Below are 16615 nucleotides of genomic sequence, written 5' to 3'. Positions count from 1 at the left end.
CGAAGGAAACGCCGATGGCGGAGACCCGTCAAGGATCTCCGCCATCGAAGGAAAACGCTGAAGAGCGTTAGATCACTTGAGGGTGACCTTGGCGCCCTCGGCCTCGAGCTTCGCCTTGGCGGCCTCGGCCTTCTCCTTGTTGACACCCTCGAGGATCGCCTTCGGGGCGGCCTCAACGGCGTCCTTGGCCTCCTTCAGGCCCAGGCCGGTCAGCTCACGCACGACCTTGATGACCTGGATCTTCTTGCCACCGTCACCCTCGAGGACGACGTCGAACGAGTCCTGCTCAGCGGCAGCCTCAGCCGGAGCAGCAGCGCCACCGGCGGCGGCGACGGCAACCGGAGCGGCAGCCTTGACGTCGAAGACGTCCTCGAAGGTCTTCACGAACTCGGAGAGCTCGATCAGGGTCATTTCCTTGAAGGCCTCGAGCAGGTCCTCGGTGCTGATCTTCGCCATGATTGGCAACCTTTCCTAGCTTCTGATGTAGAACGTTGCTGGGTTCGCGAGGCGCCGTCAGGCGGCCTCGGCGGAACCGTCCTTCTCGCGCTTGTCACGCAGGGCGTCCACCAGGCGCACGGCCTGGGAGAGCGGAGCCTGGAACGTGGCCGCGGCCTTGCTCAGGTTGCCCTTCATGGCGCCGGCCAGCTTGGCCAGCAGAACCTCACGGGACTCGAGGTCAGCAAGCTTGTTGACCTCGTCCGCCGTGAGAGCCTTACCCTCGAAGACGCCGCCCTTGATGATCAGAGCGGGGTTGGCCTTGGCGAAGGCACGGATGCCCTTGGCCGCCTCGACCACGTCGCCGCTCACGAAGGCGAGCGCGGTAGGACCGGTGAACAGAGCGTCGAGGCCCTCGATGCCGGCGTCGCCAGCGGCACGCTTCGCGAGCGTGTTCTTGGCAACGGCGTACTTGGCCTGCTGGCCCAGCGTCCGGCGCAGCTCGGTGAGCTGCTTGACGCTGAGGCCGCGGTATTCGGTCAACACGGTGGCCGCGGAGTCACGGAAGTTGTCCGTGAGCTCAGCGACGGCCGAAGCCTTGTCGGCCCGGACCGGCTTGTCCGCCATGTCCCTCCTCTCCTCAGTGCTGTTGCCACTGGTCGAGAGGGTCCGAAAAAGCAAAACGCCCCGGCGCAGGGCACGGGGCGGACTCTGGCACCAGCGCGAACGCGGGCCAAGACTTCACGAACCGGTCTCCCTGCGCAGGTCGCCCGCTCATGCGGGACCTTCGGCCGCGACGCCCGTCATGACGACGGATGCTGCGGCGACCAGCGGTCTATGGGTGGAACTCTGAGAAGGAAGAGTACGCGGCACCCCGGCGAAAACCAAATCGGGCGGTCCCTGCCGACCGCCCCTCGCCGCCCGCGTCGCTCGAGGTCCGCTCGGATCACACCCATTTCCCGGTACGGCGCATAGCACGCGCGTGCGGTCGCCGAGGGGTTGTCCACATTCCGCGGTCGTCCACAGCCCCCGGCCTGATCAAGCAACTCCCTGCCACACTGACGTCGGAGGCGGTGGCCCCCCAGGGAGGGTGGGCTATCACCAGGAGACGATTATGAGCGAGAGCGTCGGAAAGCTCCATAAGTCGCAAAAGCCACCGCCGACCACGCCAACGACCACGCCGTGAGCTGGGCCAGCGTCGACGCCGCCGGAGTGACACCGCTGTTCAGCGCCCGTGCGGTCGCCATCACGGGCGGCGCCAGCCACGGGGCGATCGAGCTGGTAAGACCGAGCACGATCACCAGGATCGAGCCGGTGACCAGGGTCGCGACGCCGGGCAGCACACGACGGGTGACGGCCCGGCCGGCGAGCGCACCCAGGGCGACCGCCGCGATCAGGGACAGTCCATGAGCCAGTACGCCGAGCAGGATGCCGGCACCGAGCGAGGACTCCCCGGATCCCGCTTCCGGGCCGCGAATGCCGTGGAAGAGGAACGGGGCGAGCATCGCGGCGGCGCAGACGACCGCACCCGCGAGCGCCGCGGCCAGCAGCCCGGCAGCGGATTCCCGGGCCGGGCCGACAGCGAGCCGGACCAGGCGGCGCTGCACGTCCGGTTCGGTGTCCAGCAGCACTTTGGCGAGCCAGGCCAGCACCGGGAAGAGCGCGGCCGCGGAGTAGCCGTAGGCGGCACCGGCCGGGGACGGTCCCCCGCCGTAGATGACGCCCAGGACGACCAGCACGGCGATCAGCGGGGCCAGCGCACGGCCGCCGCGGAAGAAGCCGGCGAGTCGCATGCGGACCAGGGCGGTCATCGCGTCTCCCGCTGGGGCTGGTCAGGAACGGCTTGATCGCGTACGCGCAGAACACGGTGACCGGAGCCGCGGAGCCGGACCACCGTCGCGTCGGCCTCCGCGCGCGGCACCGCGATCTCGACCACCACGTCGTCGTCGGGTGGGCCGATCGCCGCGTCGCCGTCGCCGTCGCCGGGCCGGGCGTCGCTCCGCTGTTCGGGGTGGCAGCCGGACGGATCGGCGCGATCGACTCGGTCGCCGGCCCGGGCCGGTGCCGTGAGGAGGCCGGCGACGTGCAGCGTTGCGGCGGCCACCGACCAGTGGATCGCGCCGGGAAGACCGGTGATCTCGCCGCGGTGGTCGCTGACCAGGACCGCCCCACCCGCGCCGGTGACCTCGGCGACGATCTCCGGGATCAGGGTACGGGCCCGGGCGTCGAGCCCTTCCCAAGGCTCGTCGAGCACGAGCAGGCCGGGCGGGGCGAGCAGCGCCTGGGCGAGGCCTACTTTCTGCGCGGTGCCTTTGGAGAGGGCGCCGAGCGTGGTCCCGGTGTGCGCGGTCAGGCCGAGGCGTTCGATCCAGTGGTCGGCGGCGCTGACCGGGACGCGACGCACAGATGCCATCGCGTGCAGATAGCCGCGCACGGTGAACGGCTGGTCGGCCGGGAACCGCTCGGGCACCCAGCCGATGATCGGCGGGCGATCCCGGATCGCGCCGCGCGACGGGCGCAGCACTCCGGCCGCCAGCTGCAGCAGGGTGGATTTTCCGGCGCCGTTGGGGCCGAGCACGACGATGGTCTGTCCCGGGCCGACGTCCGCGCGTGCGTCGTGGAGCGCCCACGGCGCATGCCGGCTGTACCGGAACCAGACCCCGTCCAGACGCATGGCCGCTAGCATTCCACGAAAAAGCCCCCGGAGAGTTCTCCGGGGGCTTCGTCGATCAGGGTGCTCAGTTCTGAGCGTCGCCCTTCAGGTTCTTCACGGCGCTCGGGTCGACCTGAACGCCGGGGCCCGTGGTGGTGGAGAAGGTGACCTTCTTCAGGTACTTGCCCTTCGCCGCCGACGGCTTGGCCCGCAGGACCTCGTCGAGCACCGCGGCGTAGTTGTCCACCAGCTGCTCGGCGGTGAACGACGCCTTGCCGATGATCAGGTGCAGGTTCGAGTGCTTGTCCACCCGGAAGGTGATCTTGCCGCCCTTGATCTCGTTGACGGCCTTGGTCACGTCCATGGTGACGGTGCCCGTCTTCGGGTTCGGCATGAGGCCACGCGGGCCGAGGATCCGGGCGATACGGCCGATCTTGGCCATCTGGTCCGGCGTCGCGATCGCGGCGTCGAACTCCAGCCAACCACCCTGGATCCGGGCGACGAGCTCGTCCGTGCCGACCTCGTCGGCGCCAGCCGCGAGGGCCTCCTCGGCCTTCGCACCCTGGGCGAAGACGATGACACGGGCGGTCTTACCGGTGCCGTGCGGCAGGTTGACCGTGCCGCGGACCATCTGGTCCGCCTTGCGCGGGTCGACACCGAGGCGCATCGCGACCTCGACGGTGGCGTCGAACTTCTTGGAGCTGGTCTCCTTGGTCAGGGCGACCGCGTCCTTCGGCTCGTAGAGCTTGTCGGCGTCGATCTTCTCTGCCGCGGCGCGGTAGACCTTGCTGCGCTGTGCCATTGCTCATTACTCCTGTGGTTGATGGCGGGGCCGCGCGAATGTCGGCCCCTCCCACTGATCTCGCCGGGGATCCGGCGATCAGATCTTGGTGACCTGGTTGAAGTTCAGCTCGACCGGGGTCTCCCGGCCGAAGATCGACACCAGGACCTTCAGCTTCTGCTGGTCGGCGTTGATCTCGCTGATCGACGCCGGCAGCGAGGCGAACGCGCCGTCGGTGACCGTGACCGAGTCGCCCACCTCGAAGTCGAGAACCTTGACCTCGGGCTTGGCCTTCTTCTCCTCGGCCTGCACGGCCGGGGCCAGCCACTTCAGCACCTCGTCGAGGGAGAGCGGGGCCGGCCGGTCGACCCGGTCGGTAGCACCGACGAAGCCGGTGACACCAGGGGTGTTCCGGACACAGGAGTAGGACTCCGGCGTCAGGTCCATCCGGACCAGGATGTAGCCGGGGAAGACCTTGGCCTGCACCTGGTTGCGCTTGCCGTTCTTGACCTCGACCTCTTCACGGGTCGGGACCTCGACCTGGAAGATGAAATCCTCCATGTCGAGGCTCGTGATCCGGGTCTCGAGGTTGGTCTTCACCTTGTTCTCGTAACCGGCGTAGGAGTGCACCACGTACCAGTCGCCGGGCGCGTACCGCAGCTTCTGCCGCAGCTCCTTGACCGGGTCGTAGTCCTCGTCGGCCTCGGGCGCCTGGACCGCCACCGCAGTCTCGTCGGCCTCCTCGACCGACTCGTCGGTGAGCGGCGACGACTGCTCGTCAGCAAACTCTGCGGTCTCGTCGTCGTACTCAGGCACGCTCGCTCACTTCCAGATCAAGTCACTCGGTTCGGAATCCGACTGGCGACGGCTCACTTACCGCCGAGCGCGAAGAGGATGCCCTTACCGAATCCGTAGTCCAGCACCGCCACGATCGCCGTCATCACCGTGACGAACGCGATCACGACGCCGGTGTAGGTCAGAAGCTCCTTGCGCGTGGGCCAGATGACCTTGCGGAGCTCACTGATGACCTCGCGGAAGAACCCACCGATCCGCCCGAAGAAGCCGGTGCGCTTGCGCTCCTTCTTCGTCTTCGGGGTTTCGTCGTCCTTCGTGCGCTCGGCGACCGCAGTCCCGCCACCACGGCTCACCGGGGCGTCAGCGGCCTCATCGGCATCGTCACCGTCGGCGGCGTCGGCGAGCAGCTCGTCGTCGCCCGGGACGTCGTCACCGGGCCGGTCCTTGTCGGCCACTTCGCCCTACTTCCGTCGTCGGTGGTGATGATTTCCCGTCAGCACTCGACCGGACGCGGACTGTGCAAACCGCGCACCGGGCGGGCACGTCGAGGAGGATTGCGCAGGGGTGACAGGACTTGAACCTGCAGCCTGCGGTTTTGGAGACCGCTGCTCTGCCAATTGAGCTACACCCCTTTGCGGGACCGCATGCCTCGCGGCTCACAGTCCCACGGCGCACCAGTGTACGGGTATGCCCTTGGTTATCCCAACCCGGGCCTACCGCTTACCGACAAGCGCCTGTGCCAGAGACAGTACCTTGTCTCCGTTGCATGTGGCAGTCAGGGCGAGGCGGGTGTCCCCGTCCTCGGTGACCTCCTTCACCGTGGCCGTCACCACGACCTCGGTGCCCTCGTCCGTGTCCGGCACCGGGACCGGGCGGCTGAAGCGGACGGCGAACTCCTTCACCGTGTCACCGGCGCCCGCCCAGGCGGTCACCGCGCGGCCGACCAGCGCCATGGTGAACATGCCGTGGGCGATCACCCCGGGCAGCCCGACACCGGTGGCGACGCGCTCGCTCCAGTGGATCGGGTTGAAGTCGCCGGAGGCGCCGGCGTAGCGGACCAGGTCCGCCCGCGTGACGCGGAACGTCTGAGGCTCGAATCCCTCGCTCATGCCGCCACCTCCGCCGCGCTCCGGCTTCGCCATGAATTCGGGACTGAGTTCGATGATTCGCTCGCAAGCTCGCTCATGCCGTGTGCTCCTCGCCCCGCTGGACCAGCTTCGACCATGCCGTCACGACCGGCTCGCCGGCCTCGGTACGCACGTCGGTACGGATCGTGATGAACCAGTGGCCGCCCCGGCTGGTGATCTCGTCCACCGTGTTCACGCAGACCACCGCATCACCGGCGACCAGCGGCCGGCGATAAGCGAACTTCTGGTCACCGTGCACCACGCGCGAGTAGTCCAGGCCGAGCGCGGGATCGCTCACCACCTGCCGGCTGGCGGCCATGGTGATCGTCACCGGGAAGGTCGGCGGCGCCACCACATCCGGGTAACCGAGCGCCCGCGCAGCTTCCGGGTCGTGATATTCCGCCTCGGTCGCGCCGATCGCCCGGGCGAACTCGCGGATCTTCTCCCGGCCGACGAGATAGGTATCGGTGGGCGGCCAGCTGCGGCCGGCAAACGTCTCATCCAGGGGCATACCCCACAAACTACAATGCGCCGCCCGGAGTAACTCCGGGCGGCGCATTGGAAACTCTCTGGGGCTGCGAGTCCTGGATCAGCGGGTCTCGCGGTGCAGGGTGTGCTTCCCGTCGCGCGGGCAGAACTTCTTCAGCTCCACGCGGTCCGGGTCGTTGCGCCGGTTCTTCTTGGTGATGTAGTTCCGGTCCTTGCACTCCGTGCACGCCAGGGTGATCTTCGGACGTACGTCGGTCGCCTTGGCCACGGCGGGGTGCCTTCCTGCTAACGGAAACTAACTGACGACGAACCAGCGTAGACGCTCGGTCGGTCACTCTGCAAAGCGGCCTCGGATTTGAGGCCTCACTGAAGAGTAGCGGTGGCCGGACTTGAACCGGCGACACAGCGATTATGAGCCGCTTGCTCTGCCATCTGAGCTACACCGCCGAGCCAGGCTCACGTCCATCGCCGGCTCGGCGGGAACGAACCCGGTAGAGCCCCCTTACGGAATCGAACCGTAGACCTTCTCCTTACCATGGAGACGCTCTGCCGACTGAGCTAAGGGGGCGCTGCTTGCGATCACTCGCTCGCTGCGTGGATAAGACTACACGGCCCTCCAGCAGGGGTGAAATCGGTATCCCCTACACCGCATAACCGCAGGTCAGATCACGGCTCGGAGCCGTCGGACCTCGCCGGTCGGAGTGGACTCCGGCTCGGTCTGCGCGCTCAGCCAGGCCTCCAGCCGTTCGAACGGGAGCGGCCGGCTGAACAGGTACCCCTGACCGATCTCGCAACCCATCTCTTCCAGCAGTTCGAGGGTGAGCTCGCTCTCCACGCCCTCGGCGACGACCGTGAGGCCGAACTCGCGGGCCAGACTCACGATCGCCCGGACGATGGCCAGGTCACCCGAGTCGGTCGCCATCCCCTGGACGAACGTGTCGTCGATCTTCACCTCGTGCACCGGCCACTGCCGCAGATAGCCCAGCGAGGAGGCGCCGGTGCCGAAATCGTCGACGCTCAGCCGGACCCCGAGGTCACGCAGCCGGTAGAGGGTGGGCAGAACTCGCTCGATGTCGTGGAGCATGCCCGGCTCGGAGATCTCGAACGTCACCTGACCGGGCTCGACCCGGTGCTCCTCCAACAGTTCCTCGACCAGATCCGGGAAGCGGGAGTCCAGCAGCGTACGGGCGGAGAGGTTGACCGCTATCGAGAGCGGCCGGTCCGCGTCCGCCCAGGCCCGGCAGTGCCGCAGGCCGGCGGTGAGCACCACCTCGGTGAGCCGGGCCAGCTGGCCGGTGTGCTCGGCGACCGCCACGAAATCCTCCGGGGCGACCTCGCCGTGCGTCGGGTGCACCCAGCGTGCCAGGCATTCGACGCCGAGGACGTGCCGGTCGGTCAGGGTCACCTTCGGCTGGAAGTAGACGTCGAGCTGGTCACCGTCGATGGCGCGGCGCAGATCGGCGGCGATGCCCAGGCGGCGGACCGCACGGGACTCCAGCGCGGGGTGGAACGGCTGAACGCCGTACGGCAGAACTTTGGCGGCATTGGCCGCGAGCTCGGCCCTCTGCAGCAAGGTCTCCGGATCGCCACCGTGATCGGGATAGACCGACACGCCGACCGCGGTGTCCACGTCCAGGGTGAGCGAGCCGACCGTCATCGGGCCGCGCAGCCGCTCGCGCATCTGGGTGGCGAGCTCGATCGTCGCCTCGATGCCCTCGGTCCGCAGCGTGACCATGAACTCGTCGCCGCCGACCCGGCCGACCAGCGCGCCCGGACCGGCGATGCCGCGCAGGCGCTCGGCGACCTCGGCGAGCAGCTTGTCGCCGGCGGCGTGACCCATCGACTCGTTGACGTTGCGCTGGCCGTCGACGTCGAAGAGCAGAACCGCGACGACCTCGTCCTCGACCCGCACCGTCACCGACTCGGCGAGAGCGTCGATCATCCGGCGGCGGTTCGGCATGGCGGTCAGGCGATCGTGGTACGCGTCGTAGCGCAGCCGGTCGACGAGCCGCGACTTCTCCACGGCGACCGCGGCATGCGCGGCGATCGTCTCCAGCACCTGCACGTCGGAGTCGCGGAAGGTCCGGCTCTCGCCGAGCCGGTTGACCACCTCGAGCGTGCCGATCACCGCCTGGCCGGAGCGCAACGGGATCACCACGGCGTCCTTCACCCGCGCGGCACGCAGCGAATCGCGAAGGTTCTCGATGGCCGGGAACTGGGTGCCGACCGCGACCGGCGAGCGGTCCTGCACGGCCTTGTCCCGCACGGTCATCGGCACCGGCGACAAATCCAGCAGGCCCTCGTTGTCCACCTGGGCGGTGAGCAGAACCTCGGGATAGCGGCCCTGCGGCGCGAGCCAAAGGGTGGCGAACTCCGAGCTCATCAGGGCCCGGACCCGGCCGAGCAGGACGTCCGGCAGGCTGCTGTCGGATCTCTCGTTCCGGACCGCCTGGGTGATCTCGTAGACGTCGCTGAGGGTCTGGTGCTGACGGAAGAAGCCGGCGAACGAGCGGAGCATGAAGACCAGAGCCACCGCCAGGACCGCCAGCAGGATCGCTGACCACAAGGTGGTGTCCAGCGCGATCAGGAACAGCAGGCCGATGGTCACGTTGACGCACGGGACGATGAGCCGGGAGAACAGCGCGCGGAGCACGTTCCGACCGGCCTGCAGGCCCTGCACCACGGCCATCACGCCGAACAGGCTGAAGATCTGCACGAGCAGCATCACCAGCGTGGCGGCGAACAGCAGCGCCCAGGTCACCGGGCTGGCCGAGTCGAGCGGCCGGAACGGCTGGAGCACCAGGAGGGCGGCACAGATGCTGGCGGCACTGCGAGCGACGTTGTAGGCCCATTTGACCGGGGCGAACGACCCCTTGACCAGCGCCATCAGCTGACCGCCGACGACCAGGAGGATCATCAGCACCGGGGAGAGGTAGTACAGCCCCAGGACCAGTGGGACCTCGTTCACCACGATGCCGACCGAGCTGCGCCGGATGACGACGTTGAAGAGCGTGAGGGACGCCACCGAGTAGAGCGGGAAGATCAGAAGGCCGGCGCCCCAGGCGTCGTGCCAATGGGTGTCGGTGACCCAGAACGCTGTGGTGCAGACGACCGCGAACAGAATCAGCGGGCCAGTGATCAACCAGGCGAATTGCTCAGAGCGCGGCTGTGGACTTGAACGCCCAGCCATTCGCGCTCCTTATCGGTTGACCCCGGGGGTCGTGTGGCGAACCTCGAGATGCCTCAGTCCCAGTTGAAATCAAGCGTGGAGTAGGCCACCGCGGAAGAGTCGGCGGCGTAGGCGACGCCTCCGGCCGTGCCCCCGACGATCGCGGCGAGCACGAAGACCAAGCCTGCAAGGCGGCCCAGCTTCCTTGCGAACATCGTGGTTCTCCCTCATTCGAACTTGCGCTTACCGGGGTTCCATGATGGTGCCACACCACCTGTGCGACAGGGAGTGTTCATCGGCGGGTCGCGGCGACGCTCTGGCGAATCCTGGCCGAACGGCTGAGGCCTACCCGTCTGTCCATGCTGAAGGATTCACGCCTTTATACGCCATTTAAGCGGAGAAGTAAGGCCAATTCACCTCAGAGCGTCAGGACCACTTGACGTCAGGGTGTCTTGACGAAACACTTCTCGCTCATGACCACGCCAGACGATCTGGAACTACAGCACACGCTGGTCACGGCTACACATCGTTACGACGACTTGCGGATGCGGGAAGCCCTGGCCGCGATGTCCCCGGGCGACGACGGCACCGCCCTCTCCCCCGCCGAGACACTCGAGATGCTCGCGCTCAGCGAGGTGGTGATCCGCAAGGCCGGGTACGGGCGGCAGGCCACCGTCCGGTCGGCCCGCGCCGCCGGCGTCTCGTGGACGCAGATCGGCGCCGCGCTCGGCACCAGCAAGCAGGCCGCCTGGGAGGCCCACCAGCGGTGGATCGACGAGCAAGCCCATCAACGTGAGCCGGAGACGGGTCGCCCGAACTGACCGATCAGTCCCCCGTGGCGGCAGGACGGTCAGTCGTGCTGTACTGCGACCACGAGCCCGGATAGAGCCGGCCCCGGCCGAGACCGGCGTGCTCCAGCGCGATCAGGTTGTGGCAGGCGGTCACGCCGGAGCCGCAGTAGGAGATCACCTCGGCGCCCTCGGCCACGCCCACCGCGGCGAAACGTTCACGCAGCTCGGCCACGGGGAGGAAACGGCCGTCAGCGGTCACGTTCGCCCGGCAGGGCAGGTTGCGGGCACCCGGGATGTGGCCGGCGCGCGGGTCGACCGGCTCGGTGTCACCCCGGAAACGGGGAGCGTCACGGGCGTCGAGCACCACGTGGCCCCCACCGGCGGCGTCGTCCAGGGTCGCCAGGCGCTCGGCCGGCCACTCGCGCACCGAGAAGACCGCCGGGGACGGCGGCGTGGACCCGGTCGCGAGCTCACCGTCGTACGCCAGCAAGCCTCCGTCGAGAAGAGCGGCCCGGCGGCCGACCGCCCGCAGCAACCAGATGAGACGAGCGGCGATGACGCCGCCGGCGTCGTCGTAGGCAACGACGGTGCTCGCGTCCCCGATCCCGGCGGCGGACATCGCCGCGGCGAAAACCTCCGGATCCGGCAGCGGATGCCGGCCCTCGGCCGGCGACGCCGGACCGGCCAGAGTGGTGTCCAGGTCGATGAAGACGGCGCCGGGCAGATGACCTTTCTGGTACGCGGCACGGCCCGACCGCCCGTCCAGATACCACCGGACGTCGGCGAGGACCACGTCACCCGCGTGCGCCCGCACCCAGTCCAGATCCACCACGGGGTCGATCATCACGCCACCCTCTCCTACCGACTCGACAGGCCCAGACGCAGTCCGAATCCGATCAGGACAGCGCCGGTCCCGGCGTCGACGGTACGCCGCACCGAGCGGCGAGCCAGGAGACCACGCGCGGCCTGCGCCCCGAAAATGATCAACGAGAACCAGACCAGCGCCTCGAGATCATGCACCAGGGCGAGCAGCAGCCCGACACCGAGCGGCGAGGAATCCGCCGGGATGAACTGCGGGAGAACGGCCACGTAGAACGCGCCGACCTTCGGGTTCAGCAGGTTCGTCAACAGACCCCGGCCGAACATGCTCCACCAGGTCGGCGCCGCCGGCCCGGCCGGCTCGACAATCAGACCGTTCTTTTTGAAAGCCGACCACATCATGCGTACGCCGAGAAAGAGCATGTACGCGGCACCCGCGACCCGCAACACGGTGTAGGCCGTGGTCGACGCGGTCAGCAGAGCAGACACGCCGACGGCGGCAGCGGCGCCCCAGACCAGCGCGCCCGTGTTGACGCCCAGGGCGGTGGCGAACGCCGGGCCCCGGCCCATCGTCACCGCGGAACGGAGCACCAGGGCGGTGTCCAGGCCCGGGGTGACGGTGAGCAGGGCGCCGAGGATCGCGAAGGAAAGGACGGCGTGAGTCAGGTCCATGACCCCGTTCTTAGCTGGTCGGCGACTCACTGGCCAGCCGGTTCTCACGCCTCGCGGATTGGGCTGCCAGCGCGGACTCATGCCTTGCGGGTCGGGCCCCGGGCCGCGCGGGCTCACGCCTTACGGGTCGGGCCCCGGCCGTGGGGGCTCACGCCTTACGGGTCCGGCGCGGGCTCACGCCTTACGGGTCGGGCCCCGGCCGCGCGGGCGGAAGAGGACCAGGGCCACACCGACCAGGGCCACCGCGAGCACCGCGGCGACCTGCCCGGTCACCGCGCCGGGCAGGTGCAGACCGCCCACGTAGATCAGCAGGGCGAGACCGAAGAGCAGATGGTAGAAGCCGGCGTCCCGCAACGACCGGAACGAGCGCGCGATCATCTCCGGCCCCCGGCCCAGGACCAGCATCCGCACCCCGAAGATGAACAGCGCCAGCCCCGCCAGGCCGCCCAGCGCCTCGGTACTCATCGTCCCAGTGTGCGACCGGGACAGGCGTCGTTCAGCGCATTAGCGGTAATTCGTGACCCGCGGCTGCAGGGCCGTCAGACTGCGGTCTTGTAACCCTCGGAGCCTTCTGGGCCGCCGAAAACCGAGCTCGGACAGCGGCATGACAGTGCGCCTGGCCAACGGCTGCGTAACGCTACTTGACGATATAGTGCCAGCGTGTACGAAGGTCAGCCGAAGCTCGGCACGGTGGTGGACGGAATCGTCTCAGAGGTACACAATTTCGGCGTCTTCGTACGTCTCGAAGGAGATCCGGTTGACCACTCAGGCAGCGGATTCATTCGGATTCCGGAGCTGACCTGGGAATACTCCGCTGACGTCGCCGACGTGGTGCACGTTGGTCAGCGGATCTCCGCTCAAGTGCTCGACTTCGACAGCACACGCGGACAGGTTCAGCTTTCACTGAAAGCCTTGCAGGAACGTCCACTCCCTTAGTTCGCCGACCGGGCCGGTGAGGAGCTCCCCGGCCCGATCGGTCCCTTCGGCGCATTCGTTCGCGTCGCGCCCGGTCGTACTGGAAGGCATCGGTCCCCGGTGCTTAGGCCATCACGTCGAGGCGCAACTCGCGGCTACTTGTCTACTGGTGGTACGACCGCAGCCCGGCCACGCTTGGTCGAGGCGACCGGCGGGATCGCTCGTATTGCGGCTGTCCACCGCTATAGGTGTGACCGTGGTTTCCAACCGTTCGTGCATGGACCCGCTCGACCTGGTGAATCATGGCGTCATGGCAGCCATCGTGGAGATCCATGTGCCGTTGATACCGGCCCCAGGACTCGAACCGGGCGCGTACCCGTTCCCGTGGATCGAGCGGGTCGAGGACTTCCTCATCGAGATCGAAGATGAGGGCGTGGTGGAGACGTATGACGAGGGCGAGGAATTCTTCGGCGCCTACGTCTTCTCTCTTACTGGCACTGACGAGGAGGCCCTGGTGAGCGCCGCATCCCGCGTGGCGAGGTTCGAGGGAGTTCCGGCTGGCGCCTTTGCCATGATCACCGACAGTGCGGCACCCTCGATGGGGATGGGGCGCCGGATTGACTTGCCGACCTCTTGATGTTGTCGAAGTTCAGAGCAACCGGATTCATTGGCATAGCACCACCGATCTGCCCGGTGCTGCGACACCACGACGCACTCGGCGAGCTTGCGCTCCCGAACGTCTCCCGCGAACTCAGCCACCGAGACCTCGAACTCGCCGGCCTCCACGGTCCGCATCACCCAGAGGCACGGGGCTGCGGTGTGCGGGTCGTTGTACGGCGTCTCGTCGCCATACAGCGCGCAAAGCTGGCTGAGTCGGCCGCGGAGCCCTGCACTCTGCCCGACGTAGGCGAGCGTCTTCTCCCCCAGCCGCCTCACCCGGCACAGCCCTGGGCCACGCGCCACCCGGAGGCGGGCCGCCCGATCGTTCAGCGGAAGCCAGCCCGCCCAGAGAGAGCCTGCGTCTCCGGCTCCGGCAGCGGGCGGGATCCCACGGACGAAGGTTAGGACATGGATCCGACGACCTCCGGGCCGCTGAGGCGATCCTGGGCCGTCTCTGGGCTCTCAGACGTTCGAAAACGTTGACCAAAGATGACCATGACCAACGGCGTTACCCAGCTCAGCATGCATGGCCGGCCCTGTGGTCAGGACCGGCCCAATGCCACTATCGGTAGTTCGTGAACTGCAGCGCGACGCCGAAATCCTCGGCCTTGAGCAGGGCGATCACGGCCTGCAGGTCGTCGCGCTTCTTACCGGTGACCCGCAGCGAGTCACCCTGGATCTGCGCCTGCACGCCCTTCGGGCCCTCGTCGCGGATCTTCTTGCTGATCGCTTTCGCCTTGTCGGTCTCGATCCCCTCGACCACCTTGAGATCGATCTTGAAGGTCTTGCCGGACTGCCGGGGCTCCCCCGCGTCCAGCGACTTCAGGGAGATGTTCCGCTTCACCAGCTTCTCCTTGAACACGTCGAGCGCGGCGATGGCCCGCTCCTCGGTCTCCGACGTGATGGTGAAGGCCTCGCCCGACTTGGCGACCTCGGTGCCGGTGCCCCGGAAGTCGAACCGGGTGCTCAGTTCCTTCTCCGCCTGGTTGTAAGCGTTGTCGACCTCCTGCCGGTCGACCTTGCTGACGATGTCGAACGACGGGTTGGCTGCCATGATTGAGACTCCTGCGCTGGATGCTTGTCGATGTCGCCGATGGGCCGTCTCCAGCCCGCGACATGCCGACCGTACCCGGTTGCGGGGCGGCCCTGCGGTACGGCTATGCTCATGTCCGCAACCGCGGGAGACCGCGGTGAGTGCCCAGGCGGGTTGCCCGAGCGGCCAATGGGAGCGGACTGTAAATCCGTCGCGAAAGCTACAGAGGTTCGAATCCTCTACCCGCCACCACAGGGTAAAAGAAGCCCCTCACCTGCTGATACAGCGGTGAGGGGCTTCTTTCGTTGGTCCCACTGGGTCTCACCCGGAACCGCTCGATCTCACTGGTCGTGTCGTATACGTGTCGGCGATCAGGCGGCGTTCTGAGCGGCCGGCTGTGTCAGGCCGAGTGCCGCCTCGACCCTCCGGCGGGACGCCTCGTCCTGCCCGTAGATGCACTTCGCATACACCCGCATGAGGACGTGGACGCTGTGTCCGGCCCACTCGGCGACCTGGGTCGCGGGAACGCCCGCGTTCAGCCAGAGCGACACGGCGGCGTGCCGCAGGTCGTAGGGACGCTTCGCGAGTGGCGACCGGAGTTGCACGGGCGTGAGGGTGGCCTCGCGCGCGTCGCGCCACGCCTTGCCGTAGGAGTTGCTGGGGATGGGCTGGCCGAGCGTCGGCACGTAGCGCCCACCGGGGCCGCGTCGGGTGACGAACAGCCTGCCGTCGGATGCCGGCTTGTACTTGCCGATGTGGTGGTCGAGCAGGGCGCAGAGAGGCGGCGGCGCTGGAACCGGCCGCGTCGCACTCTTGGCCCGGTGCTTGAGGCCGCGACGCTCGATGGTGCCGGCCTCGTCACCCCACCCATGCCCTACGGCGACCGTCGAACCGGTGAGGTGCAGGACCCCCCACCCGCCCTCTACCTTGGGTCGCTCGTACTCATCCTCCCGAAGGTTCAGCACCTCCTCGGGCCGCAGCGCCGCGTAGTACATGCAACCGAAGAACGCCACCAGTTCGGGCGTCCGGTCGCGTACAGCGGCGAGCAGCGCGCGAGCTTGCGCCGGGTTGACCACCGCCTTGCGATCAACCTCGTCGTCATGCTTCGGGGCGATCCAGCTCACGAGAGAAAGCGGGTGGACCTCCAGTAACCGCAGTTCAACCGCGTACTTGAGCGCACCCGAAAAGATCGCGCGCTTCCGAGCGATGGTGCTCGGGGAGGCCGCTCCGCCGTCCTTCATGCGAAGGGCGATCGTGTCGAGACACTTCCTGATCAGAGCGGCGTCGGTCAGGGCGGACAGGTCGACGGTGTTGGACTCCAGCCACCGAACGGCCGTGACCAACTCGGCGGGAGGTTCTCCGGCGTCGCGCCGTGCCTTGTTGAACGACCAGCCGTAGAGGGCGGCTCGGATGGCCTTGTCGCTCGGCGCTCCCCTGTTGGTCGCCAGCAACACGGGCGTGACGGTGGCCAGCGCCTCAGCGATGCCCTTGCGGTGCTTGGCTGAGGCGCGCGGCCACTTGACATCGACATAGGCAGTCGCGTGGTCGTACCACGATCGGGCGTTGAGAGCGCGTGCCATCGGCTCGGGCAGACCGCGCGTCTCGTCGAAGGCGACGCCCTCTCGTTGAGCGACGACCAGCTTTGATCGGAAGCTATCGGCGAGTGCCCGAGTCGCGAACGTGTCCCGGAACGGCTTGCCGGCGACGACCCATCGGACGGTGTATGAGGTGCCCTTCGCGAGCTTGTTGACCAGCACGCTGTGAACGCGGACATCGAAGGTGCTCATGCGGCCTGCTGCTCCTCACGGCTCGACAGCCACGCGTCGAAGTCGGTACGACGGATGCGGAGCTGCCCATTCGGCAGCTTGTAGGTACGGGGTGCCTGGCCGAGCGCCTTCCAGCGGAAGAAGGTCGACTTCGGAACGTCCAGCTCGGCGAGGAAGTCAGTCAAGGTCAGAAAGGTGCGTGCCATGGGGTCCGGCCTCCCTGGGAAAGGGCATGTTGGGGCAACCCATGGCGGCGCTGACCGCCGAACGGACCCGGCGGACCTCCTTCCATGGGTGTCGAAGTCGTTGACGCAGAAAGCCACACAGCGACCCTCTGAGAGCGCCGTAGAGCCAAGATCTCGGGTGTCCGAGGGTTAGGCCATAGGCGGAGGTACGGGTGAGGCTCTCAGAGGGCCGTTTGGGTGAGCCGGTCGGCGGATCGGCTCGGTTGGGGTGTGTAGCCGTACCAAGCCGTACCAGCCGTACCAGTGCAGGTCAGGGGCGGTACGG

General features: G+C 67.8%; 21 protein-coding genes and 4 tRNA genes. 4 read left to right on the top strand and 21 right to left on the bottom strand.

Going from position 1 to position 16615, the window contains the following annotated elements; translation table 11 throughout:
- Positions 1 to 72 precede the first annotated feature (72 nt).
- The 15 genes from rplL to ACH442_RS28235 all read right to left on the bottom strand — a co-directional run bounded on the left by rplL (position 73) and on the right by ACH442_RS28235 (position 9664).
- Complete coding sequence (rplL, locus tag ACH442_RS28305; protein ID WP_396341148.1) at positions 73 to 456, bottom strand: 50S ribosomal protein L7/L12; 384 nt, start codon at positions 454 to 456, stop codon at positions 73 to 75.
- A gap of 57 nt (positions 457 to 513) precedes the next feature.
- Positions 514 to 1062 (bottom strand): 50S ribosomal protein L10, encoded by a 549-nt coding sequence (gene rplJ / locus ACH442_RS28300; protein WP_396341147.1) that lies wholly within the window; start codon positions 1060 to 1062, stop codon positions 514 to 516.
- A 485-nt stretch (positions 1063 to 1547) separates the two neighbouring features.
- Positions 1548 to 2246, bottom strand: coding sequence for a hypothetical protein (locus ACH442_RS28295; protein ID WP_396341146.1), 699 nt, complete (start codon positions 2244 to 2246; stop codon positions 1548 to 1550).
- Positions 2243 to 3109, bottom strand: a complete 867-nt coding sequence (locus ACH442_RS28290; RefSeq protein ID WP_396341145.1) for an ATP-binding cassette domain-containing protein — start codon at positions 3107 to 3109, stop codon at positions 2243 to 2245. Before ACH442_RS28290 ends, ACH442_RS28295 begins: the two co-directional genes overlap by 4 nt.
- A 64-nt stretch (positions 3110 to 3173) precedes the next feature.
- Positions 3174 to 3890, bottom strand: a complete 717-nt coding sequence (gene rplA, locus ACH442_RS28285) for a 50S ribosomal protein L1 (RefSeq protein ID WP_396341144.1) — start codon at positions 3888 to 3890, stop codon at positions 3174 to 3176.
- Between the two features lie 78 nt (positions 3891 to 3968).
- Positions 3969 to 4685: a transcription termination/antitermination protein NusG gene (nusG, locus tag ACH442_RS28280; protein ID WP_396341143.1), complete on the bottom strand. Its 717-nt coding sequence runs from the start codon at positions 4683 to 4685 to the stop codon at positions 3969 to 3971.
- Positions 4686 to 4738: 53 nt separating this feature from the next.
- A complete protein-coding gene (gene secE, locus ACH442_RS28275; RefSeq protein WP_396341142.1) occupies positions 4739 to 5119 on the bottom strand; it encodes a preprotein translocase subunit SecE in 381 nt (126 codons plus the stop codon).
- A gap of 104 nt (positions 5120 to 5223) precedes the next feature.
- Positions 5224 to 5296 (bottom strand) — tRNA-Trp (locus ACH442_RS28270).
- Positions 5297 to 5377: 81 nt separating this feature from the next.
- Positions 5378 to 5773, bottom strand: a complete 396-nt coding sequence (locus tag ACH442_RS28265; protein ID WP_396341141.1) for a MaoC/PaaZ C-terminal domain-containing protein — start codon at positions 5771 to 5773, stop codon at positions 5378 to 5380.
- Positions 5774 to 5846: 73 nt separating this feature from the next.
- Complete coding sequence (locus ACH442_RS28260) at positions 5847 to 6302, bottom strand: MaoC family dehydratase N-terminal domain-containing protein (protein ID WP_396341247.1); 456 nt, start codon at positions 6300 to 6302, stop codon at positions 5847 to 5849.
- 78 nt (positions 6303 to 6380) lie between these two features.
- The gene (gene rpmG, locus ACH442_RS28255; RefSeq protein WP_014687739.1) at positions 6381 to 6548 is read right to left on the bottom strand and encodes a 50S ribosomal protein L33; all 168 of its coding nucleotides are present in this window, start codon (positions 6546 to 6548) and stop codon (positions 6381 to 6383) included.
- 106 nt (positions 6549 to 6654) lie between these two features.
- Positions 6655 to 6727, bottom strand: a tRNA-Met gene (locus ACH442_RS28250).
- A gap of 48 nt (positions 6728 to 6775) precedes the next feature.
- Positions 6776 to 6848 (bottom strand) — tRNA-Thr (locus tag ACH442_RS28245).
- 93 nt (positions 6849 to 6941) lie between these two features.
- Positions 6942 to 9470, bottom strand: coding sequence for a putative bifunctional diguanylate cyclase/phosphodiesterase (locus ACH442_RS28240; RefSeq protein ID WP_396341140.1), 2529 nt, complete (start codon positions 9468 to 9470; stop codon positions 6942 to 6944).
- Between the two features lie 53 nt (positions 9471 to 9523).
- The gene (locus tag ACH442_RS28235; protein ID WP_396341139.1) at positions 9524 to 9664 is read right to left on the bottom strand and encodes a hypothetical protein; all 141 of its coding nucleotides are present in this window, start codon (positions 9662 to 9664) and stop codon (positions 9524 to 9526) included.
- 258 nt (positions 9665 to 9922) lie between these two features.
- Between ACH442_RS28235 and ACH442_RS28230 the strand changes: the two genes are divergently transcribed.
- The gene (locus tag ACH442_RS28230; RefSeq protein ID WP_396341138.1) at positions 9923 to 10270 is read left to right on the top strand and encodes a hypothetical protein; all 348 of its coding nucleotides are present in this window, start codon (positions 9923 to 9925) and stop codon (positions 10268 to 10270) included.
- A gap of 4 nt (positions 10271 to 10274) precedes the next feature.
- Here the strand turns inward: ACH442_RS28230 and ACH442_RS28225 are convergent, their stop codons facing one another.
- From ACH442_RS28225 to ACH442_RS28215, 3 genes are all read right to left on the bottom strand, one after another.
- Entirely contained in the window at positions 10275 to 11084 is an 810-nt protein-coding gene (locus ACH442_RS28225; RefSeq protein WP_396341136.1) for a sulfurtransferase, read from the bottom strand.
- A 14-nt stretch (positions 11085 to 11098) separates the two neighbouring features.
- Positions 11099 to 11731, bottom strand: coding sequence for a LysE family translocator (locus tag ACH442_RS28220; protein ID WP_396341135.1), 633 nt, complete (start codon positions 11729 to 11731; stop codon positions 11099 to 11101).
- Positions 11732 to 11905: 174 nt separating this feature from the next.
- The gene (locus tag ACH442_RS28215) at positions 11906 to 12196 is read right to left on the bottom strand and encodes a hypothetical protein (protein WP_396341133.1); all 291 of its coding nucleotides are present in this window, start codon (positions 12194 to 12196) and stop codon (positions 11906 to 11908) included.
- Positions 12197 to 12391: 195 nt separating this feature from the next.
- On the opposite strand from ACH442_RS28215, the gene ACH442_RS28210 reads away from it, so the two are divergent.
- Positions 12392 to 12667, top strand: a complete 276-nt coding sequence (locus ACH442_RS28210; protein ID WP_396341132.1) for a S1 RNA-binding domain-containing protein — start codon at positions 12392 to 12394, stop codon at positions 12665 to 12667.
- 256 nt (positions 12668 to 12923) lie between these two features.
- Positions 12924 to 13283 carry a hypothetical protein gene (locus ACH442_RS28205; RefSeq protein ID WP_396341131.1) on the top strand — a complete coding sequence of 120 codons (360 nt, stop codon included), beginning with the start codon at positions 12924 to 12926 and terminating at the stop codon, positions 13281 to 13283.
- A 585-nt stretch (positions 13284 to 13868) separates the two neighbouring features.
- On the opposite strand, the gene ACH442_RS28200 is transcribed toward ACH442_RS28205, so the two are convergent.
- Positions 13869 to 14360, bottom strand: a complete 492-nt coding sequence (locus ACH442_RS28200; protein ID WP_396341130.1) for a YajQ family cyclic di-GMP-binding protein — start codon at positions 14358 to 14360, stop codon at positions 13869 to 13871.
- 147 nt (positions 14361 to 14507) lie between these two features.
- Here ACH442_RS28200 and ACH442_RS28195 point away from each other — a divergent pair.
- Positions 14508 to 14591, top strand: a tRNA-Tyr gene (locus ACH442_RS28195).
- Positions 14592 to 14710: 119 nt separating this feature from the next.
- Here the strand turns inward: ACH442_RS28195 and ACH442_RS28190 are convergent.
- Both ACH442_RS28190 and ACH442_RS28185 read right to left on the bottom strand, forming a co-directional pair.
- Positions 14711 to 16096: a tyrosine-type recombinase/integrase gene (locus tag ACH442_RS28190; protein WP_396341129.1), complete on the bottom strand. Its 1386-nt coding sequence runs from the start codon at positions 16094 to 16096 to the stop codon at positions 14711 to 14713.
- A 26-nt stretch (positions 16097 to 16122) separates the two neighbouring features.
- Positions 16123 to 16311 carry an AlpA family transcriptional regulator gene (locus ACH442_RS28185; RefSeq protein ID WP_093618787.1) on the bottom strand — a complete coding sequence of 63 codons (189 nt, stop codon included), beginning with the start codon at positions 16309 to 16311 and terminating at the stop codon, positions 16123 to 16125.
- Positions 16312 to 16615: the final 304 nt, after the last annotated feature.

This window comes from Actinoplanes sp. NPDC020271 (assembly GCF_044388125.1).
Lineage (GTDB): Bacteria > Actinomycetota > Actinomycetes > Mycobacteriales > Micromonosporaceae > Actinoplanes.
This window is presented reverse-complemented; position numbering and strand designations above follow the sequence as displayed.